Genomic DNA, 20373 nt, shown 5'->3' on the forward strand with positions numbered 1-20373 from the left:
GCAAGACGCCTGAGCAAAGACTATGAGAAAGACAGAGTCAATGCCCAGAGCATGGTCTATTTGGCGATGATCTCTATTATGTTAAAAAGGCCTTAATAGGTTTTAAAACAGCTTCTAATCCTGAAAATAAGAAGGGGCAGGCAATAAAGAAGTATGTTGACCAGAACTTCAATTTCTCTTTGACTCAAGAAAATAAGAAAGGCCTTATTAAAGATTTAGCCTCAAGCTTTGTGGATGGAGAAATTTGCCACTATCTCTTTATCAAGAACTCAGTTAAAATTGGAGAGGGATTCGACAATTGTGAAATAAATTACTTGAACCCTAAATACTTTCATTTGACGGCTGAACATCTTGAAATTTTAGGAGATGTATACATCCATTTAACCGATGAACTAAATTAAAAATAGTATCCTACAACAAGATAGTATCCTACAACAAGATAGTATCCTACAACAAGGTTTTATACCTTATGCTTCGGATGACAGCCTCGCACACGTTATACACAAGACGTTAGCGGCAAAATACATAAGAAATGAAACTCGTATATTAGTAGAGTTTTTAAATGAAAAAAGCATGGCAGCAAAAACGGTAAATATAGATACTATACTTAATCAGGTAAGGCAGCTTGATTATATGGACAAAATTAATTTATTGGAAAGGGTAATCTCATTGATCAAAAAAGAGAATGTGGTAAAAGAGCAGGTGAAACTGACCTCAATTAATGGGCTAGGCTCTGAAATTTGGGAAAATATGGATTTAGATAAGTATGTGGAGAATGAGAGACAATGGGACTAATAAAGTTCAAATCACAAAAAGTCTTTCTGGACACAGCCCCGCTAATTTATTTTATAGAAGGTAATACAGTCTACCAAACAAGTCTGATTAAACTATTTACCGCTTATGATAATGGTGACTTTTCATTCATTACCTCTACGCTAACGCTTCTGGAAGTTCTCGTTCAACCAATGAAATTGAATCGGCAAGATTTAGTTGAGCAATTTCAACGCATTTTATCCGAAGCATTAGGTATAGAATTAGTTGAAATTACAGCGGCTGTCGCAGTTAAAGCAGCTGAATTAAGAGCAAAATATGGATTAAAAACACCAGACTCTATCCAAGTTGCAACAGCTGTAACAAATGAAGCAAAGTATTTTCTGACAAACGACATTAGGCTAAAAACAGTCAAGGAAATTGTAACTGTTACTCCGAATGATTTATAGAAGCATATTGCTCAACCAAATGCGTACTTAACCCTACTCCCGGCAGCTTCAACTACACAGTGCCGAGCGGGAAAACGCGACCCAGCTTAAGAAGGGCCGCTACCCCAGGCGTGGAGCGCAAAGCAAGCTATGGAATAAGGCTGTTTGAGTTTTGAAATAACCGCTATATTCTCGAGTTAACGTAAAAGTACTCACCTATTGGCCGGGGGGTATAGTTGGTGGTTTAGGCAGGCCGAGGCTACCGGAGTTGCGAAGCGTTCCATACATTGTTATCTAGAAAAGTTTATTTATACATCCTCCATGAAGCATCCTGTAAATTTTATCGCCGCTTTGGGTATAGCACTGCTACAGTTCTTGCCTGCCTTGTCGTTTGCCCAAATCACAGACAAGAATTCGATAGTCGCAAAGGGGGCGCAGGTCGAGAAGCTGGGCGAGGGGTATACCTTTACCGAAGGCCCGGCAGTGGACGCGGAGGGAAATGTGTACTTCACGGATCAGCCCAACGATAAGATTATCCGCTGGGATGCGGCTACCGGCGAACTGAGCACCTTTCTGGACAAAACGGGCCGCTCCAACGGCATGTACTTCGACCAAAAGGGCAATCTGGTTACCACCGCCGACAGCACCAACGCGATCTGGGCCTTCGACAAAGCAGGCAAGCACACTGTGCTGGTCACCGATTTTGAGGGCAAGCTGTTGAACGGGCCCAACGACCTTTGGATAGCCCCCAATGGCGGAATGTACATCACGGACCCGCTGTACAAGCGCGGCTACTGGACCCGCGACCCGGAAATGCAGCCGGACGGCGAACACCTCTATTACCTGGCACCTGGCAGCAGTCGACTTATCAAAGCAGACGATAGCATGGAAAAGCCCAACGGTATTGTAGGCACTCCAAACGGCCGGAAACTATATGTGGCGGATATCGGCGCAGATAAAACCTATGTATATGACATTGCCGCAGACGGCTCCCTCAAGAACAAAAAGCTGTTTGCCCCGAAGGGGTCGGATGGCATGACCATCGATAGCAAAGGCAACATTTACCTCACGGGCAAAGGCGTGACCGTGTTCAACAAAAAAGGCGAGCAAATTGCCCACATCCCGATTGATGCAGGCTGGACGGCCAACGTGGTGTTCGGTGGGAAAGACCGCAAAACGCTTTTCATCACCGCCATGGACGCCGTATACGCCCTGAAAATGAAAGTAAAAGGCGTACAGTAATCATCCGAACTCCCCTCCTCATTTCGAAGGATGGTATACATCAGTAGCAACGAATTCTCAGGTAGGCAGTTTCGTACTTGCCTGCCTGTGGCTCGTGAGCTACTCATGTTGGGCCTCTGGCCCAGTCGGGTAGCATACCCGACTTTATTGATAAGCACGGATTACAAATCCGCGCCATGATAAGAAGCCTCTTCAGCCTTAAAACTCCCCTCCTTAATTTCAAGGAGGGGTAGTTCTAACACCTTGGTGTTCTCTATTCTGTATATGAACCAGCTGGGCCTTGCAGCATTACATGCCACGGACATCCTGCCACAACATTAGGCTACTGGCCCATTCGAGTCACAGACTCGAAATTATTGAAAGGCACGGATTACAAATCCGCGCCATGATAAGGAGCCGCTGCTGCCTTAAAACTCCCCTCCTTATTTTCAAGGAGGGGCAGGGGGTGGTCTTACACAAGCAGAACCTGAAGCCTCAAGAAGGTATAAACAAAATCTGCTTTACTTCTTTTACAACAGCAGCAACCCCTTCTCCCGCAATTCAAACCAACTCGGCGAGGCCAGGAACTCGGTAAAGCTCAGGTGCGCGTCCGTCGGGAAGGTTGCTTCCAGTTGCTTTAGCAGCACCGGCGCTGTATGGTCGGGGTGTATCTTTTGCAGCGCATCAAACAGCCACTGCCCGATGTTGGCAGTCGTCTTCACCTGAAAATCCTCGCCTTTCTCATAGAACGTGAGCACACAGCGCTCAATCGTCTGACCTTTTTTGGCGATCATGGTGAGCTCCAGTTCCGGCTGGTTGCCCAGCCACAATACGCGGGCGTTCGGTCGCTCTGCATCTGGTTTCTGGGGGTGCTGGATGGCTTTGTAGATCAGGTCCGGGCGGGTTTTCACACGTGGAACCTTGAAATCGAACCAGAACGAGAGCGGCTGCTCCAGTCCCACGCCGTGCATGTAATTGTAAATCGCCTTGGCCAGGCCCTGCCCGAACAGCTCGTGGTCGGTGCCGGTGGGGTCGTCGTGCCAGAGGTCGTTGTTGGCGAAGGGCCCTTCCTCCGGGCCGACTTTCACCACGCCATACTTCTCCGGGTTCTTGCCCACGGGGCTGTGCGCCGTCATGCTGAAGCGGTGCCAGTAGCCTGACTGTATCACGTTGTTGATGAACAGCTGCCGCACCACTTCCAGCGAGTCGACGGTTTCCTGGGCGGTCTGTGTCGGGAAGCCATACATTAGGTAGGCGTGCACCATAATGCCCGCCTGCGTGAACGCGTCGGTTACGCGGGCTACCTGCTCAATGCTCACGCCCTTCTCCATCAGTTCCAGCAGCCTGTCAGAAGCCACCTCCAGCCCCCCTGACACGGCAATACAGCCCGAGGCGGCCAAAAGGCGGCACAAGTCCGGGGAGAATGTTTTCTCAAAGCGGATGTTACCCCACCACGAGATCTTGACACCCCTTCGGATCAATTCAATGGCCATGTCGCGGAGCGGGGCAGGCGGCGCGGCCTCGTCCACAAAATGGAAACCGGTCTGCCCGGTCTGGGCGATGATCTGCTCGATGCGATCGACCAGCAGCGTGGCCGGGGCCACCTCGTAGCGGTTTATATAGTCTAAGGTGATGTCGCAGAAAGAGCAGCGCTTCCAGTAGCAGCCGTGGGCGATGGTGAGTTTGTTCCAGCGGCCGTCGCTCCAAAGGCGGTGCATCGGGTTGATCACGTCGATCACCGAAAGGTAGTCCTGCAACGGCAGGTCGCTGTAGTCGGGCGTCCCGATTTCAGTGTGCGGCACATCGGCGTCGGTGCTGCCGTTGCTATACTGCACCTCGCCCTCAGCCAGTACAAACGTGCGCTGCAAGGCCTCCGCGTCGCGCTGGCCCTGCAGGTGCTCCAGCAGTTTAAGCCAGGGTCCCTCGCCATCATCCAATGTCACAAAGTCGATGTAGTTGAACAGGCGCGGCTCGCGCAGGCTGCGCAGCTCGGTGTTGGGGTAGCCGCCGCCCATCGTGGTTTTTATGTGCGGATACTTCGCTTTTATATACTGCGCCATCCGGAGGCCGCCATACAGGTTGCCCGGAAAGGGTATGGAGAAGCCAACCACGGTGGGCTGCACCGCCTGCAGGCGCTCCTCCAGCAGTTCAAGCAGCAGTTGGTCCACCAGGTTGGGGGTTTCCTGCAGCGCCTCTTCCATGGGGTCGAAGTGCGTGGCCGACATGGCCAGGCTGTCGGCATAGCGGCTGAAGGCAAAGTAAGGGCAGATCGTTTCCTTAATCAGGTCGCCGAGGTCCTCTAAATACAGCGTGGCCAGGTAGCGCGCCCTGTCGGTGATGCCCATGCTGCCAAAAGCCCAGTCGATGTCCTCCACCTGGTCGAAGCGGGCGGCCTCGGGCAGAAAGCGGCTGAAGCTGATCTGCTGTGCCAGCGTGTTGTCCTTGTTCTGGAGAAAGCGGATCACGGGCTCAATCGTCTGCAGGTACTCGCGCTTGAGGCGCAGCATCCGCAGACTATTGTCCGACAACGCATACCCGCCTGCCTCGATGGCATCGAAGATCTGTTGCAGCCCTTTGCGGCTGAACATGCGCAGCACCAGTTCTATCCCCATATCGGCCTGTGTCACCTGATGGCCGCGGCCCGTTAAAAAGCCTTTCAGGTAAGCCGTGGCGGGGTATGGGGTGTTGAGCTGGGTAAGTGGGGGCGTGATGAGCAGTATGGCTGGTTTCTCCAAAATAAAATCAATATAAAATGACTGGGCGCGTGGGCGCTTACAGGCGCAAAGTTACGCAAAATAGTGCAGTCGCTGGCAACGGTGCCCTGGCAACAGCCCTCGCTGCCGGGGAGTTCAATATCCAGATTATATATAACCGTATCTATATTTTGACTACTTGATATGAAAGAATAAATATTTTGTATAAAAACTTTTATGTTGAAAAAAATTCATATATTTGTAACGTTCTATATAAGAACAAAATGATTATACGCCTCTGGCAACCTGTTACCAACGCACCCTAATCGCCCTTATCATGTTTTCACGAAAAAATATTCAGATGATTGTGACGGTTGCTTTGCTGATCATGGCAGCAGCCTGTTCGCTTTTTAAGCAGGATGTGAACGTTCCGCAGACGTTTGAGCTACGCCTGGACCGTCCGGCCGGTGCCGCCCAGCAGTTTGCCGTTTTGAAGGACGTGGACACGAACACAGAGGAACTGAAGAAATACAAAGGTGACGTGGAGTCTTTCGACATCAACTCCATTACATATAGGATTGAGGATTTTAAGGGCCACAGCGATGCGGTTATCTCCGGCAACCTGGAGTTTGCCGTTTCTGGCAGCAGCGAGTTTACCGTGCTGGACACGATATCGGACCTGCACCTGCGGAAGATGCAGGAAAGCGGCCAGCCGAACACCGTGGTGCTGCACGACCAGGCCGTGAAGCAAAAGCTGGCCATGCTCCTGCAGCGCGGCAGTGTGGTTACCTTCCGCCTGAACGCCACCACCACAGACAGCCCGATCGCCGCCAGCCTGATCGTGGCCATCGACACGAAAATGACTGTGGAGCTGTAAGGAAAAACCGCTCCGTAGCTATACCATACCATCTGAAAGCCTGCACCGCGTGCAGGCTTTTTTTATTTGACTACTTTGCTGGCGACGTAGTTTACGGCTGGCACAATGGCGAGCACCGTCACGGCGATCAGAACGAAAAACACCAGGGTGCTGTTCAGCCACCGGCCCGCAAAGCCAGCGGAAAACCCGAAGGTATAAATCTGGAGGGCAGAGCCCAGAAACAGGCTAACCAGCCCGATCAGCAGCAGGCTGCGTTTCAGCTGCGGCGAGAGCACTTGTTTTTTCATAAGCGAATACCGTAAGGGCGCAAAGGTATGCAGCGGCAGGCAGATATGTGTGTCAGGCGTGCCCTTTTTCTGCCTCCTCGTCTTCTTTGGCCGCGTCGCCAGCTTGCTTCTCTCCTGGTTGCGGTGGCGGCGACTGCTTGTCCTGCTTCACTTTTTCTATGTCCGACGAGTCGTCTTTTGTGGTTTCTGTCATTGGTTGTTTCGGCTTGTTGTCTTGCATGGGGTTTTGGTTTTGGTGGGATAGTCTGTTTACGGAGCGATGCGTGCCGTGGTGCCACTATTTCAACAATAAGCCTGCGGCGGACGTACATGAAGGGGTTGGCTGCCAGAAATGCAGCCGAAATATATGTTTAACCGGAAAGAGACGAATCAGATGAACAGCAATAAACTTAAGACACCTTTACTTACGCTGGGCGTAGCGGCGCTAACCACCTTTGGGCTGGCTTCCTGTAGCACAGGCACTGAGCCGGGCGACGTCAACATCGAGCGGAGCGATATAAAAGACGAGGGGTCGATGATAGGGGATGAGGACAATGAGGCCACCCGCGACAGCGACACTACCGACCTGGAGGAAAAATACTACGGCGACGACCGCAAAAACAGCGGCGAGGCCATCGGCGACGGTGCCTACGACGGCAAGGGCGATGGCAAGCAGCGCGACGAGGTGAAACAGTAGACACGCAGACAGGTATAAAAAAAGCGCCTTCCCGGCTTTCGGGGAGGCGCTTTTTGCATCTGGGGCAAGCCAGGTTAGAGCATGTTTAAATTTCGTTTTTGGAAGCGAAAATTGTTCAGGAAGGGTTCTGGCGAAGCGTTTTTTGAGCCGCATAGCAGCGCTATGGGGTGATAAAAAGGCGAAGTCAGGTTCCTTAATGAACAATTTGCAGCCCAAAAGATGAATTTTAAACATGCTCTTAGTTAAACACGAAGCCGTTCGGCCCAATGCCGACTTTAAACTCTTTCACCTTGGTGCCATCCGGCTGGTAAATGAAAACTGTTCCATCGCCGGAAAACCCGTTTTGGTCGGAGCCATAGATGTAGCCGTTGTCGGGGTCTATGCCCAGGCCGTAGAAGCTCCGGTTGATGAGGGGAGTAGAGGCAAGGCTGGTGGCACTGGCGCTTTGGGCATAGGTGGCACCCTGATAGTTGTAGTATAACTTCGCGCCGTCACCGGTTATGGCCAGGTTCCCGGGCGAAGCCTGGTTGCTGCCAAAGGTAAGTGTGTTCAGCACGGTGCTGTTGGCCGTGTTGATGGCAATCAGGGCACCGGGGGTTGTCTCGCTGTAGTTCACGGTCCAGTCGGAGTTGTACACGGTTCTGCCCTTGGCAAGCACCCAGAGCCTTTTGTCTGCGTCCAGTTCCAGTTCTGCCGGTCCGTCCGTCACTGTGATATCACGTTCCACCACGTCGGTGCTGGTATTGATGACGGTGACCACGTTAGACCCGTTGATGGCGACGTACAGCTTCCCGTCCGCTACCAGCAGCTCCTCGGGCAGTGGCCCAACAGGTATGGTTTTCACCACTTGCAAGGTTTTCAGGTCAATAACCGACACCTGGCCCGGCTGCCCATACGTTATCCACTCCGAAACATAGGCTTTGTCTGCGCTGGCGGCGGCAAAAAAGCGCGGCTGCTTCAGCTCTACCGCGCCCTCCGTCTGAAAGGTATAGGCATTCACCACCTCCAGCTTGTTGCTGTTGTTGGCCACAATATAAGCGCGGTCGCCTACAATGTCCAGGTCCATCACCACATCCCCCAGCGGGCGGTCGTTATTGGCTTTTTGCGAAATGCTGTTGATAACCGTCTGGTTGGCGCTATCGCTTAAGAAAGAAATGGAGCCGTTTGGTGTGCCGTAGTTGCCCTCGTTCAGGATAAAGACGCCGTGCTGGTCGTAGGGGCCCCGCACCTCGGTGCTGGTGGCAGGCGTTACGTCGTTGTCTTTATCGCAGCTGGTAAGGCCAAGAGAGCCGGAAAAAAGCGCTGTAGCCACAAAGAGGCTACGGAAGAAATTACTGTTTTTCATGGTATGTATTGGTATAGGTTGGTTTAGTTGCTATAAGATGATGCTCGGGAAGGGCAGTGATACCCGTGTGCCGGGTACCGGCGATTTCGTGCTGTTACGGCAGGCTGAAGCGTATGCTAAAGGTATAGCTGCGTGGTGGCATGGCCCGGTACGCCATGGTCTGGTACACGGTATTCGTCACGTTGTCGGAGCGGAGCGTGAGCAGGAGCGGGGTTTCCCAGAGCTCCAGTTTTTTGCTCAGGGCCAGCTGCAACAGCAGGAAGCCGTTTAGGCTGGTGGTTTCGGAGTTGGTGGTATAGCGCAGGCCGGTATAGTTCAGGTTGCCCAGCAGCGCCCAGTTGTGGTACTGCGCCGTTGTAGCGAAGATGGCCTTGTGCAAGGGCACATACATCAGTTGCTTGCCTTTGTCGCCTGTGCCGTCGTATACCTTCTCCTGCTCCGAGGAGGTATAGGTATAGCCGGCAGAACCGCTCAGCTTCATCTCGCCCACCGTGGCTGTTACCTGGCTGCTGAGCTCCACCCCCCTCGACCGTACCTTCTGCAGGTTGGCGGGCCTCCAACGGCCTATGTCGTCCGGTGCCCACTGGATCCAATCATCGATCAGCATGTGGTATGCGGTTGCCTCTGTCTCCAGCAGCAGGGTGCTGCCCAATGGCAGCACGTGGCGCAGGCCACTTTCGTAGCTCCAGCCCTGCTCAGGCCTCAGGTCGGGGTTGCCCGCGCCAATCCAGTAGCGGTCGTTTAGGGTAGGCACGCGGTAACTGCCCGAGGCGCTTCCTTTCAGGGATAGCCGGTGTTGGTGCTGCTTGTAAAACGTCCAGTCGAAGCCCAGCGCTGGCGTGGGCATGGGGCTATACCCCTCCACCAGCGCCTGTCGCAGATTCAGGCTCAGGGCCAGCGGGGCTACGGGGTTATAGCGGAAAAGCGCGAACACGGCAGCCCGGTTCTCCTGCTGCTGTCCGGCGTAGCCATCGTTCTCGGCCACAAAATGCTGTAGGTTTATACCCCCGCGCAGGCTCCAGTTGCTGCCCTTGGTATAGGTTTGCTCCGCCTGTAGCTGGTAGGTCTGCACGTCGGCTTCGGAGTTGGTGGTGTTGTCGGTATAGTGCAGGTAATCTTTGAAGTAAGCCGCCTTCACGTCTGTCTGGCCCCAGCGGCTGCTATGTTTCAGTTCCGCTAGCAGCCGCAGGTTTTCGTCCTTTTGCGCCGCGTTATCGGGGGCAGAGCCCATGGCGGGCTGCAGGTCGCGGGCGGTGTAGGTATACCAGCCGTGCAGCGCCACTTGCGTTTTGTCGGTAAGGTGATAGGTGATATCCTGGGTGATGCCGTGCTGCTGCAGGGCGGCGTACTCCTGCTTTACCCTGGGTGTCTGATAGCGGGAAAGGTCGGTATAGGTGAAGTCGTTCCCGGCGAGGCGCAGGTAGGCGCTGGCGCCCACCTCCAGCTTCTGGCTGCCATAGCTGAGGCGGCCACTGCCAAAGTAACGGCCAAAGCTCCCCGCTTCCAGTTGCGCCTCCCACCCAAGCCCTTCGCCTTTGTACTCGGGAGAGTGGAGCAGCACCGCCCCACCGATCGCGCCGCTTCCGTAGGTGGCCGCTGCCGCACCGTGCTGCACCTCCACTGCGCCGATGCCACCTACCGGCAGCGTCGAGAAGTCGGTTTGCCCCAGCGTGGCCGACGCAATATTCAGCCCGTTCCAAAGCACGGCGGTTTGAGACGCGTTGGTCCCCCGAAACGACACGGAAGACAAGCCGCTGGCACCGTAGCTTTTGAAGTAGAGGGGGGTGCGGGCCTGCAACGCATCTGCCAGCGAGCCGGAGGCATAGGTGCGGAGGTAGCTGCTGTCGATGGCGCTCACACGGCTGCCCGCGGCGTATACCTCGGCAGGCCTGCCAAACACCTCCACGGTGCGCAGTTGGTGCACAGTAGAATCGGGCTGCTGCGCCACTGCCGTAAACGACAAGGCCAGCAGGCAGGCGGTTAAGCCCCAAAAATCACGGAAAGAAAATAATGCCACGTACCCGGTTGCTTAAATCCCGAAGCATGCAAAACAGGCAGAAAGGCAGAGACAGCAAGCGCTAACATAGCGGAGGCCGTGCAGCTTTTTACCCGAAAGCATACGACAAATCAGTGTCGGACTGGCAGGTCTCCTGGCTCTCTTCAGTTAGCTCGCCTTCCCATGCAGCAAGTGCCGCACAGTGGCCGTTGGTATGGGCTAACCCCTTTTGTGAAGATGACAGTTGCGGGAACAGCACAGGTTTTGCACCTGTTTCCCTTTTAAGGCTCTTACCACGGCAGTAGTAAGCGCCACCAATCTGAGAGCAAAAGTAGTGAATAATTACGAATTACGAGTTACGAATTCCGAATTAGGTGGTACCAAAGGCGTTGCCGCTTTTAACCAGACCGCCACCCTATCGTACTACCAAACACAAACCACGAAATACGAACAACGAATAACACCCATATATTAAAACCATTTACGAACAACGAACAACGAAAAACAAACAACGACCGTGAAGCTTCCGAAAGAATTCTATACCCGCCCGAATGTGGTGGCGCTTGCCCAGGAACTGATCGGGAAGCATCTGTATACCGCTGTGGATGGCATCCTGACCGGTGGCATGATCGTGGAGACGGAGGCCTACTCCGGGGAGAACGACCGGGCCTGCCACGCGCACCTCAGCCGCCGAACCCCGCGCACCGAGATCATGTACCACGAGGGCGGGGTGGCTTATGTATACCTGGTGTACGGGATCTACCACCTCTTCAATATCATCACAAACACACACGGCAGAGCCGATGCCGTGCTGGTGCGGGCCATTGCGCCGGAAGAGGGGATTGAAGAAATGCAACTGCGCCGCAACATGGCCACCCTGAAACCGAACCTGACGGCAGGCCCCGGGGTGATGAGCAACGCCCTGGGGATCAGCAAAAAACTGTACGGTGCCGACCTGACCGGCGACACCATCTGGCTGGAGGATAGAGGGATGCGTTTCACTGCTGCAGAAATTGCCACAGGCCCCCGCATCGGCATCGACTATGCCGGAGAGGATGCCAGCCTGCCGTGGCGTTTCTGGCTAAAAGGGAACAAGTGGGTGAGCCGGAAAAAGTAGTATAGCGTGGACTCGGTTGGTATCAACGCCGATATCTCTATGGCGCAAGCGTCCGCTTGTGCCTCACAATGCAATCCCACCTGCCGCCTAACATGATAGGCACAAGCGGACGCTTGCGCCAGGGTTTATAGGCTCCAAAATCACGAAATAAAAATGCTCCAGTGCGCAACATCCATTCGATAATGGTATAACAGGTATTTTAAGTGCCTGAACTAAAGCAACTACAAAGTATAACTACCGCATTTCGGCTTGCCGGTGAAAACACGCGGCAAGGGCGGCGGGAGTTTTTGTGATTTATTTTGAGCGACCGCTTAACTCTTCCTTTTAGCAGAAGTTCTATATGCAATTTTCAGGTGCTACGGTTTATAATGGGCTTTCTGCGCTACGTGATATTATCGCCACAAATGAGAACTAAGATCTTTTCTGCGTTTTATAGCGGACTTACCGCTCTACTTCCGGCGCATCTCAGAAAATATGAGCAGCTTGATGTTCTGATCTGACTATTGAATTGGGTTGCTTGTATAAATGATGGATGATCAAAAAGAGGTATGATCACTGATTGCCGCGGTTATTTTACATTAGTATCTCGCAGCAGCTTTTACTTCCTGGCAGGCAGAATGCTTTTCAGGGCAAACGGCATGCGTTTGGCCCAGGCCGCCTCCGCATGTTTTGCCTCTGCGTCTTTCACCCAGATAAAGTCTTTTCCTGCTTCATACCCCTTTTCCTTCAAGGCGGCCAGCATGTCATCTATACCGGGTTGCAGGCGCTCTTCCAGGTCAATGCCGCCATTATCGATATAAAAGAAAAGGGGCTTCTTTTTGCCGTTGTAGCCACGGACGTCCTGCACATAATCGATATGCTGAATCTTGAAGGCCGGCGACATGCAGATGGCTTTGGAGAAAACATATGGGTGCTCCCAGGCCAGCATGAACGCCATGATGCCGCCAGCGGAGGAGCCGCCGGTATACGTATGCTTTCTGCCTTTTCGGGTGCGGTACGCCTGGTCGATGAAGGGTTTGGCGGTGTTCACCACGAAATCCATATAGGCTGTGCCTTTTTCTCCCGGCGTGTACTCGTCGCTTCGGTCGGGGGTGTTGTAGATGCCCACTATGATGGCGGGGGCCATGGCTCCGGCCCTGATCAGGCTGTCTGCCGTCTCGTCAATCTGCCAGTCGGTGCCGAAGGAGCTGGTGGCGGGGTCGAACACGTTCTGGCCATCGTGCATGTATAGCACCTGATAGCGCTTGCGGCCGGATTCATAGCCAGGCGGCAACCACACCATCAGGTCGCGGGGGCGGATGCCCTTGCCGGTGAGGTTTGTGTGCAGCCTGGTTGTGCCGGTTATACCCCCTTTGCTCGGTGCGGGCTTCTTTTCGAGCCAATACCTCACCTCATCTTTAACAAGGGTGTCTTTAGATGCCCGCACGCTGAAATTGGGCAGCGCCTGCGCCTGGGCGTCTGTGGCCTCGCGCTCCCAGGAGCCCAGGGTATACTTATAGGCAAACGACTGCGGCTGTTGCAGCTGTATCTGTTTTGCCCAGATGTGGTTTCCCTGGTAGGCCATTTTAACTTTTGCCGGGTCCCAGTCGCCTAACTGCCCGAGGCTGCCCGTGATGTATACCGCAGTGGTATCGGAGAGGGTGGGGGCATGCAGCTGGATCTGCACCCGGACAGGCTGTTGGGCGCAGGCCGCTGTCAGCGACAACACGAAAGAAGCCAACAAGAGAAGCAGTAGTTTCATGGTAGGGGGTATGAGTGGGTCGACTTAAGCGCACGTCTGAATTTCATCTTTTGGAAGCAAAGTTCAAAAATACGCCTGAACCCCAAGATATGGTTTTTGGAGCAAAACAGGGTTAGGGGTAAAACAAAACAGCCACAACGTATGCGGTTGTGGCTGTTTCAGGCAGTGCAGATGCGCTGTTACTTGTTGTGCTTTTTCACCTCTGCGTCCTGCTCGTTATCGGTGCGTGCCTGCGGCGTCTTGTCCTCTGGCATTTTGGTGTCGGTCACGTCGCGCTCCAGGCTGTTGGTGATGTCTTTCTTTTCGTCCTTGCCTTTGTTGGTCAGCTCCGACTGGTTTTGCTTGTTTTCCTTATCTGTGCTCATGGTTCTCAGGTTAAAATTAAAAAATAAAGTACTGCCCTGCGTGGAGCGATGCGCCCGCAGCTGCGGGAGGGTGCTACACACAGGGCTTTATTAGTACGGATGCCTGCCCCGGTGGTTTTGCAGGCGGGCACAGTCCGGGGAGATGCCGCCATAGGCGAAGCGCTGATTTGCCGGAAGCCGTTCTATGCCTTTCGGCAAATCAGCACCACAGGCTTTTGGTGCATGTCGGTGGTGAAGAAGAGGTAGGTATGGCCGCCCTCCCTGATACCCGTTTTCTGCCGGATGCCCGCCACCGTGTCGGGAAAGTTGCGCACCGTGATGTTGGCCTGCTTGCCTGGCAGGTGGCGCAGCAGCTCCTTTTTGTTGTAGCGGCTCATGGCCAGGCACACAAAGCTGCGCCCCGGAAAGTCAGGAACCAGCGTGGCGGAGGTATAGAGGTGGCTGTTGGGGTGTAGCTTTTGCAACTGCAGACGCTGGGCCAGGTAGCGGTAAGCCCCGGCTTTCAGGATGGCGGCGTTCGGCTCGTAGATATACCGCTGCGGGTCGGCAAAGGAAACGTCCGCGTCTTCTTCGGCCGCCTTTGTAAAGACGATCTCTTGCGTGGTGCCATTCGGCAGCAGGTTGATGGCCGTGCGTATGGCCTGTGCCGGTGGCGTGGCCCCGGGCTCCAGCAGGTAGAGCACTTCTTTCACTTCGTTCTGCACCGCCACGATCCATACCCTGGCCACATGCTGCAGTTGCTCCAGGGCCAGGTCGATGTCCAGCATCGGGGAGGATTTCAGCAACACCGCACTTGCCTTCGTGAAGAGCAGCGGCAGCAGGTGCAGCACATCGGGCTCGCAATCCTGCAGCAGGTGCAGCTTTTGGTTGCTGCCGCCCCGGCGGGCTGGGTCGAGGTAGAGCATGTCGGCCATACCGGTAAAGCTTTGCAGAAACGCCTCTGCCGTAATAGCCATGCTCTGGATGTTGCCTGCCTCCAGCAGCCCAAAGTTATACCGGGCAATCTCCTGCAAGTCCGGGTTCTGCTCTACATGTATGACCTCCGCGAAACGCGTGGCAAAGTAAAAGCTGTCTACGCCAAATCCGCCGGTCAAATCCACCAGCAGCTTCCCCGATACCAGCGAGGCCTTGTAGGCCGCGGCAGCCTCCGACGAGCTCTGCTCCACCGACAGGGTAACCGGAAAGACTGTATCCGGATGCTGCGCCCAGGTGGGCAGTTTCTGCTCCGCTTTCTGGCGGGCCTGTATCTGCTGCACCAGTTCCTGCAGCGGCAAATGCGGGTAGCGCTTGGCCTGCAGCATCAGCGCAGCCGGTTCCTGGTGCCGGTGCTCCTGCATAAACGCTCTCTCTTCCGGAGTAAATTGGCGCATCGTGTTAGGGTTAGCCACGGGAGTCGTGGACGGTTACAGCAAACCGCAAAGGTACGCTTTTTGGGGGCGTTTCAGCACAGGGCATCCGTCACGATTCCTCCAGGCTCTGCGTTCACGCGATTGTGCTTTGCTTCCGCAGCAGGCACAGTGGCTAACAAAAGTTGAAGATGCGCAACAAATTGTGTATTTTTGTGTTCTCAACAGATGAAAACGAATAGTATGATAGACACAGAACTGAAGTATAAGGTAAAGGATATTTCGCTGGCTGAATGGGGCCGCAAAGAGATTAGACTGGCCGAGGCTGAGATGCCGGGCCTGATGGCAATCCGCGAGGAGTTTGGCCCAAGCAAGCCGCTGGCCGGAGCCCGCATTGCCGGTTGCCTGCACATGACCATCCAAACGGCCGTGCTGATTGAGACGCTGGTAGAACTGGGCGCGGAAGTGACCTGGTCCTCGTGCAACATCTTCTCTACCCAGGACCATGCCGCCGCCGCGATTGCCGCCGCCGGCATTTCGGTATATGCCTGGAAAGGTATGACGGCCGAGGAGTTTGACTGGTGCATCGAGCAGACGCTGTTTTTCGGCGACGATCGCAAGCCACTGAACATGATTCTGGACGATGGCGGTGACCTGACCAACATGGTGCTCGACAATTATCCTGAGCTGGCCGCGGGTATCAAAGGTCTGTCTGAAGAAACAACCACAGGCGTGCACCGCCTATACGAGCGCATGAAGAACGGCACGCTGCCTATGCCTGCCATCAACGTGAACGACTCTGTGACGAAGTCTAAATTCGATAACAAATATGGCTGCAAAGAGTCGCTGGTGGATGCGATCCGCCGTGCCACAGACGTGATGATGGCCGGTAAAGTGGCCGTTGTGGCGGGGTATGGCGACGTTGGGAAAGGCTCTGCTGCCTCGTTGCGTGGTGCAGGTGCCCGCGTGATCGTGACGGAGATTGACCCGATTTGCGCACTGCAGGCTGCCATGGACGGCTTTGCGGTGAAGCGCATGGAGGATGCCGTGAAAGAGGCGGACATCATCGTAACAGCCACTGGTAACAAAGACATCATCCGTGAGTCCGAGTTCCGTGCCCTGAAGGATAAAGCCATTGTGTGCAACATCGGCCACTTCGACAACGAGATCGACATGGCCTGGCTGAACAAATCCTACGGCAACACCAAAGACGTGATCAAGCCGCAGGTAGACCTCTACAACATCGACGGAAAAGACATTATCGTGCTGGCGGAAGGCCGACTGGTAAACCTTGGCTGTGCTACGGGTCACCCGTCCTTCGTGATGTCAAACTCCTTCTCGAACCAGACCCTGGCGCAGCTGGAACTCTGGACCAACAGTAAGGCGTATGCCAACGAGGTATACACCCTGCCAAAGCAACTGGATGAGAAAGTTGCCCGCCTGCACCTGAGCAAGATTGGCGTGGAACTGGATGAGCTTCGTCCGGACCAGGCCAGCTATATCGGTGTGGAAGTGGAAGGCCCTTACAAGCCGGAGTACTACAGATACTAAACGACAGGTATACAGAAAAAAGAAAGCCGGTGCTGCAAAGCACCGGCTTTCTTTTTTTAAGGTCATTCCCGGATTCAGCGTTCCTGCCAAACACGCGTTAGGTGAAATCCATACCTCTTCCACGGAAATAAAGATTCATGAAAAAATGCAGTATTTAGTAAAGCGGGTCAGGGGCACCGTAGGCGTGCTGTCATATAATGTTGAAGCGTGACATAAGCGTTTTCTTGTAAGACTTTCCGATTGGGATGTCGCCTTTGGCAAACACCACGGAGTTCTCCTCCAGCGCCTCAATCTTGTCGAGGTTGGCGATGTAGGAGCGGTGCACGCGCACGAAGTTCTGCGACGGGAGCTTGTGCTCCATATCCTTCAGTGTGGAGGAAACCAGGTACTTTTGGTCAGCCGTAACGATGAAGGAATAATTGTCATACGCCTCTACCCAAAGGATCTCGCTGTAGTGCACCTTGATGATCCGGTGCTTTACTTTCACAAAGATATAGTCCGTGGCTACCTCCTGGTCTTTGGGGCTTGTCGCCGCGCCGTTTGTCTCTTTGTTGCTGTTGTCGTGCTTGTAGAGCGCAATCTCGATGGCCGAGCGGAGGCTTTTCTCATCGAAGGGCTTTACCAGGAACCCGTCCGGCTCGGTCTTCTTCGCACGGTCAATAGTGGCGCGGTCGGCATAGGCGGTCAGGTATATAAAAGGGATATGAAACTCGTCTTTTATGCGTGCCCCGATCTCCACGCCATCGGCATCGCCGCGCAGGTTAATGTCTAACAGCACCAGGTCAGGGTGCAGCTCTCGGATCATGTCGATGGTGTCCTCGCCGGAGTCTATTGCGCACGTTTCGTAACCCAGGTCTGCAAGGCTCGCCGCAATATCTTCAGCAATGATGGCCTCATCTTCCGAGATAAGGATTTTTGGTTTTATCATAGCATTAAGATTTTACGTGAAAAACCGACTTATGATGCCAAAACAAAATACAATATTGATTTAGTGCCATTTTTGTTATCAAATTTAAAGTGCCCTTCCAGATTCCGGCTCAACGATGTTACTAGTTTCAGCCCGAAAGACTGGCTTGTCTGCGGATTAAAGTTATGCGGCAACCCCTGGCCGTTATCGCTCACGGTTAAGGTATACTGCACGGCGTCGTGCCGTACAAGAACGATGCGCACCACGCCAGCCTGGCCATTGGGGAAAGCGTATTTCAGCGAGTTGGAAATAAGCTCGTTTACAATTAACCCCAACGTAATGGCTGCATCAATGTTCACCTTTATCCGCGGCATGTCTATTTCCAGGGCGATGCGGCTCATGGTTACCCCGTAGGCGGCATACAGACTCTCGCAAATCTCCTCAAAATACTCTTCCAGATCGATACAGTCGAGGTCGGCGTGCTGGTAAAGGCGCTCATGCAGGATAGACATCGACCGCACCCGGCTCCGGATGGCCTGCATCACTTCGGCCGCCAGCGGGTCGCTGACGTGGCGCGCCTGCAGGTTGAGCATGCTGATCACGATCTGAAGGTTGTTCTTCACGCGGTGGTGGATCTCCTGAAGCAGCATCTCCTTTTCGCGGTTTTTGCGCTCCAGTAGGCGGGTGCGGTGGTTTACCCGCATCTCCAGCAGCGAGTTCATCTTAACCAGGCTCTGCTCGCGCAGGCGCACCACGCTCAGCACCGTGGCCGCCACCACCAGCAGCAGCACCCCGACAAACCACTCGCGCCGCCAGATCGGAGGAACGATGGCGAAGGTATACGTCACGGGCTCGTCGGCCCAGAAGCCGTCGTTGTTGCGGGCCAGCAGCTCGAAGGTATACGTGCCCGGCGACAGGTTGGCGTAGGTGGTAAAGGACTGCTCCACGGGTGGAGACCACTGCTCGTCAAACCCCATCAGCCGATACCGGTAACGCACCTGCTCCGGCCCCGACAGGCAAATGGCGTGAAAGTCGAAGGACAGGTAATTCTGGTTGTAGGGCAGCCGGAGGTTCTCTGGCAGGCCGGTCGTGCTGTCGGTGGGATAGCCCAGGGCGGTCCAGTCGGTTGGCTTGGAGTATAGCATCACGTCGGTGAGCATCACTTTGGGATCGGTGGCGTTACGGCGGTCCAGGCTGGGGAGGTACTGCGTCAGGCCTTTGGTGGTGCCAAACCACATGGTGCCGTCCGGCGACTGGGCCATGGCGTTGTCGCATACCTCCAGCCCCCTGAACCCGTTCTGACTCGTGTAGCTTCTGTAGTTCAGCTGGCCATCCTGCCGCAGTTGCGGCAGCCGCAGTTTCAGCACATTGCGGCTGGTGGCCACCCACATGTTGTCGCGCTTGTCTATATAGAGCGTCTTGATGGCTTCGGTCGGCAGCCCGTCTTTCGCCGTAAAAACCCTGGCATGGCTGTCCGCCAGCATCAGGATGCCCTGGTTGAAACCGGCAAAGTAGAGGTTGCCCAGCTTGTCTTCCGCCACAGAGCCCACCTCCGAAAACTTCACCCCCTCTAATGCGGGCGGGGAGATGATGCTATGGCCCCTGAGCTGGTATACCCCATCCTCAGCGCCGACCCAAACGCTGTTTTTGCTGTCGCGGAAGAGGCAGTTGGTCTTGCTGAAAGCACCTGAGGGAGCGGCGATAGGCACAAACACACTGTCCTGAAAATAGGCAAGCCCACCGGCTGTGGCAACCCACATGGTGCCGGCGGCGTCGGCTACAGCCTGATATACCTCAGCGGAGGGAAGCCCGTGGGCAGTGGTATAATGCAGTGTGGTGTCTGGCCGCAGCAGCCAGACGCCATCGCTGCTGCAAACCCAAGTCGCCTGTTCATTTAGGGGGTATATGGTATTGAGTGTAGTGCCTTTTGGCCAGGGCAGGTGGGTTTGCCAGTTCGGGTGGGTTTTGGGCATGCTGGCAAACTCGCCCTCATCCGTGCCAAGCCACATGGTGCCACTGCTGTCGCAGGCGAGGGCCGTGATGCGCGGCTCATTCATGTTCTCGAAATCAAAGTAATGCACAAACCACGGCGATTTATACTGCTGCAGCCCATAGCCGTTCGTCCCGATCCAGATGTTGCCTTCCGAGTCGGAGGCGAGGGAGCTGATGCGGGGGGTGCGGAGGCCGTTGCGGCGTGTCAGGTGAGTAAACTTCCCCTGGGTATACCTGAGCAGGCCGTTGCGCTCCAGCCCAACCCACACGTTGCCTTGCGCGTCGTAGGTAAAACTGGACACAGCGGGGGCCTGCAGCACACTGGGTAGCGCAGGAGTGGTAAGCGTGCCATGCTGCAGGCGCGAAAGCCCTTTGTCGGTGCCGATCCACAGCGCGCCCGAAGGGGCAACAGACAGCGCGGTGATGCTGTTGCTCGGGAGCGCACTGTTGGCCGTGGAATACCGCGCCATCCGCTTGCCAGAAATTTTATAGAGGCCGTGTTCCCTTGAGCCAACCCACAGCGTGCCGTCAGCTGCGTGGCTGATGGCGGTATAAACGCCCTCGGGCAAAGCGGTATAGCGGTGGAACGAGCCATTGGCAAAATAATAGGCGCCTTTGCCTGTGGCCAGCCAGACACGGCCAAGCGTATCCTCAGAAATGGCATATATGGTTTTGGCAGGGAGTCCCTGCGCAGCACCGTAGGACTGAAAGCGGACCCCGTTATACAGCACCAGCCCGGCGTCCATGGTGCCGATCCAAAGCCTCTTCTGCCCATCCTGGTGTATGGCGGAAATGTTATGGCTGGTCAGCCCGTCCCGCTTGGTATACGTCCGGAAGTTGATACCGTCGAAGCGGCTAAGCCCGCCGCGGGTGGCAAGCCAGAGAAACCCCTGGGCGTCCTGGGTGATGGCCGTGATCTGCGACTGCGGCAAGCCCTGCTCCAATGTCCAGCTACGGAAATTATACTGCTGTGCCTGCGGGTGGCGGGCAATAAGCAGCAAGGAAAACAGCAATAGGCAGCGTACAAAATATATCACAGGCTCATACTTTTACCCTCCCA

General features: G+C 54.6%; 17 protein-coding genes and 1 riboswitch. Of the genes, 7 read left to right on the forward strand and 10 right to left on the reverse strand.

Annotated features, from left to right (window positions below; genetic code table 11):
* The first annotated feature begins 573 nt into the window (after positions 1-573).
* From MKJ04_RS18615 to MKJ04_RS18625, 3 genes are all read left to right on the forward strand, one after another.
* On the forward strand, positions 574-795 hold the full coding sequence (locus MKJ04_RS18615) for a hypothetical protein (protein WP_241643177.1): 222 nt from the start codon (positions 574-576) through the stop codon (positions 793-795).
* Entirely contained in the window at positions 786-1220 is a 435-nt protein-coding gene (locus MKJ04_RS18620; protein WP_241643178.1) for a type II toxin-antitoxin system VapC family toxin, read from the forward strand. The genes MKJ04_RS18615 and MKJ04_RS18620 overlap by 10 nt, the downstream gene beginning before the upstream one ends.
* Positions 1221-1520: 300 nt before the next feature.
* Complete coding sequence (locus MKJ04_RS18625; protein WP_241643179.1) at positions 1521-2441, forward strand: SMP-30/gluconolactonase/LRE family protein; 921 nt, start codon at positions 1521-1523, stop codon at positions 2439-2441.
* Between the two features lie 509 nt (positions 2442-2950).
* Here the strand turns inward: MKJ04_RS18625 and MKJ04_RS18630 are convergent.
* Complete coding sequence (locus MKJ04_RS18630) at positions 2951-5155, reverse strand: B12-binding domain-containing radical SAM protein (protein WP_241643180.1); 2205 nt, start codon at positions 5153-5155, stop codon at positions 2951-2953.
* Positions 5156-5450: 295 nt separating this feature from the next.
* Between MKJ04_RS18630 and MKJ04_RS18635 the strand changes: the two genes are divergently transcribed.
* Positions 5451-5990, forward strand: coding sequence for a hypothetical protein (locus tag MKJ04_RS18635; RefSeq protein WP_241643181.1), 540 nt, complete (start codon positions 5451-5453; stop codon positions 5988-5990).
* A 62-nt stretch (positions 5991-6052) separates the two neighbouring features.
* On the opposite strand, the gene MKJ04_RS18640 is transcribed toward MKJ04_RS18635, so the two are convergent.
* Positions 6053-6277: a DUF2798 domain-containing protein gene (locus MKJ04_RS18640; RefSeq protein WP_241643182.1), complete on the reverse strand. Its 225-nt coding sequence runs from the start codon at positions 6275-6277 to the stop codon at positions 6053-6055.
* A gap of 52 nt (positions 6278-6329) precedes the next feature.
* Complete coding sequence (locus MKJ04_RS18645; protein WP_241643183.1) at positions 6330-6497, reverse strand: hypothetical protein; 168 nt, start codon at positions 6495-6497, stop codon at positions 6330-6332.
* 153 nt (positions 6498-6650) lie between these two features.
* On the opposite strand from MKJ04_RS18645, the gene MKJ04_RS18650 reads away from it, so the two are divergent.
* Positions 6651-6953, forward strand: a complete 303-nt coding sequence (locus MKJ04_RS18650) for a hypothetical protein (RefSeq protein ID WP_241643184.1) — start codon at positions 6651-6653, stop codon at positions 6951-6953.
* Positions 6954-7191: 238 nt separating this feature from the next.
* Here MKJ04_RS18650 and MKJ04_RS18655 read toward each other — a convergent pair whose 3' ends face one another.
* Complete coding sequence (locus MKJ04_RS18655; protein ID WP_241643185.1) at positions 7192-8298, reverse strand: YncE family protein; 1107 nt, start codon at positions 8296-8298, stop codon at positions 7192-7194.
* A 94-nt stretch (positions 8299-8392) separates the two neighbouring features.
* Complete coding sequence (locus MKJ04_RS18660; RefSeq protein ID WP_241643186.1) at positions 8393-10315, reverse strand: TonB-dependent receptor plug domain-containing protein; 1923 nt, start codon at positions 10313-10315, stop codon at positions 8393-8395.
* Between the two features lie 105 nt (positions 10316-10420).
* Positions 10421-10628: riboswitch (cobalamin riboswitch) on the reverse strand.
* A 183-nt stretch (positions 10629-10811) separates the two neighbouring features.
* On the opposite strand from MKJ04_RS18660, the gene MKJ04_RS18665 reads away from it, so the two are divergent.
* A complete protein-coding gene (locus tag MKJ04_RS18665) occupies positions 10812-11411 on the forward strand; it encodes a DNA-3-methyladenine glycosylase (protein ID WP_241643187.1) in 600 nt (199 codons plus the stop codon).
* 598 nt (positions 11412-12009) lie between these two features.
* Here the strand turns inward: MKJ04_RS18665 and MKJ04_RS18670 are convergent.
* The 3 genes from MKJ04_RS18670 to MKJ04_RS18680 form a co-directional block, all read right to left on the reverse strand.
* Positions 12010-13152, reverse strand: coding sequence for an alpha/beta hydrolase-fold protein (locus MKJ04_RS18670; RefSeq protein WP_241643188.1), 1143 nt, complete (start codon positions 13150-13152; stop codon positions 12010-12012).
* 179 nt (positions 13153-13331) lie between these two features.
* A complete protein-coding gene (locus tag MKJ04_RS18675) occupies positions 13332-13517 on the reverse strand; it encodes a hypothetical protein (RefSeq protein ID WP_241643189.1) in 186 nt (61 codons plus the stop codon).
* A gap of 182 nt (positions 13518-13699) precedes the next feature.
* Entirely contained in the window at positions 13700-14887 is a 1188-nt protein-coding gene (locus MKJ04_RS18680; RefSeq protein ID WP_241643190.1) for a class I SAM-dependent methyltransferase, read from the reverse strand.
* 219 nt (positions 14888-15106) lie between these two features.
* On the opposite strand from MKJ04_RS18680, the gene ahcY reads away from it, so the two are divergent.
* Positions 15107-16414, forward strand: coding sequence for an adenosylhomocysteinase (gene ahcY, locus MKJ04_RS18685; RefSeq protein ID WP_241643191.1), 1308 nt, complete (start codon positions 15107-15109; stop codon positions 16412-16414).
* 190 nt (positions 16415-16604) lie between these two features.
* Here ahcY and MKJ04_RS18690 read toward each other — a convergent pair whose 3' ends face one another.
* Together MKJ04_RS18690 and MKJ04_RS18695 are read right to left on the reverse strand one after the other, a co-directional pair.
* Positions 16605-17342, reverse strand: coding sequence for a LytR/AlgR family response regulator transcription factor (locus MKJ04_RS18690; RefSeq protein WP_241643192.1), 738 nt, complete (start codon positions 17340-17342; stop codon positions 16605-16607).
* A 29-nt stretch (positions 17343-17371) separates the two neighbouring features.
* Positions 17372-20350 (reverse strand): two-component regulator propeller domain-containing protein, encoded by a 2979-nt coding sequence (locus tag MKJ04_RS18695; protein WP_241643193.1) that lies wholly within the window; start codon positions 20348-20350, stop codon positions 17372-17374.
* Between the last annotated feature and the right edge of the window lie 23 nt (positions 20351-20373).

It is taken from the genome of Pontibacter sp. E15-1 (assembly GCF_022601975.1).
Classification (GTDB): Bacteria; Bacteroidota; Bacteroidia; order Cytophagales; family Hymenobacteraceae; genus Pontibacter.

Bases quoted from the DNA above. Each gene is read 5' to 3' on its own strand.
- MKJ04_RS18645 (WP_241643183.1), bottom strand. From the start codon at position 6,497: ATGCAAGACAACAAGCCGAAACAACCAATGACAGAAACCACAAAAGAC.
- MKJ04_RS18655 (WP_241643185.1), bottom strand. From the start codon at position 8,298: ATGAAAAACAGTAATTTCTTCCGTAGCCTCTTTGTGGCTACAGCGCTT.
- MKJ04_RS18625 (WP_241643179.1), top strand. From the start codon at position 1,521: ATGAAGCATCCTGTAAATTTTATCGCCGCTTTGGGTATAGCACTGCTA.
- MKJ04_RS18690 (WP_241643192.1), bottom strand. From the start codon at position 17,342: ATGATAAAACCAAAAATCCTTATCTCGGAAGATGAGGCCATCATTGCT.
- MKJ04_RS18670 (WP_241643188.1), bottom strand. From the start codon at position 13,152: ATGAAACTACTGCTTCTCTTGTTGGCTTCTTTCGTGTTGTCGCTGACA.
- MKJ04_RS18620 (WP_241643178.1), top strand. From the start codon at position 786: ATGGGACTAATAAAGTTCAAATCACAAAAAGTCTTTCTGGACACAGCC.
- MKJ04_RS18675 (WP_241643189.1), bottom strand. From the start codon at position 13,517: ATGAGCACAGATAAGGAAAACAAGCAAAACCAGTCGGAGCTGACCAAC.
- MKJ04_RS18650 (WP_241643184.1), top strand. From the start codon at position 6,651: ATGAACAGCAATAAACTTAAGACACCTTTACTTACGCTGGGCGTAGCG.
- MKJ04_RS18615 (WP_241643177.1), top strand. From the start codon at position 574: ATGGCAGCAAAAACGGTAAATATAGATACTATACTTAATCAGGTAAGG.
- MKJ04_RS18680 (WP_241643190.1), bottom strand. From the start codon at position 14,887: ATGCGCCAATTTACTCCGGAAGAGAGAGCGTTTATGCAGGAGCACCGG.
- MKJ04_RS18640 (WP_241643182.1), bottom strand. From the start codon at position 6,277: ATGAAAAAACAAGTGCTCTCGCCGCAGCTGAAACGCAGCCTGCTGCTG.
- MKJ04_RS18635 (WP_241643181.1), top strand. From the start codon at position 5,451: ATGTTTTCACGAAAAAATATTCAGATGATTGTGACGGTTGCTTTGCTG.
- ahcY (WP_241643191.1), top strand. From the start codon at position 15,107: ATGATAGACACAGAACTGAAGTATAAGGTAAAGGATATTTCGCTGGCT.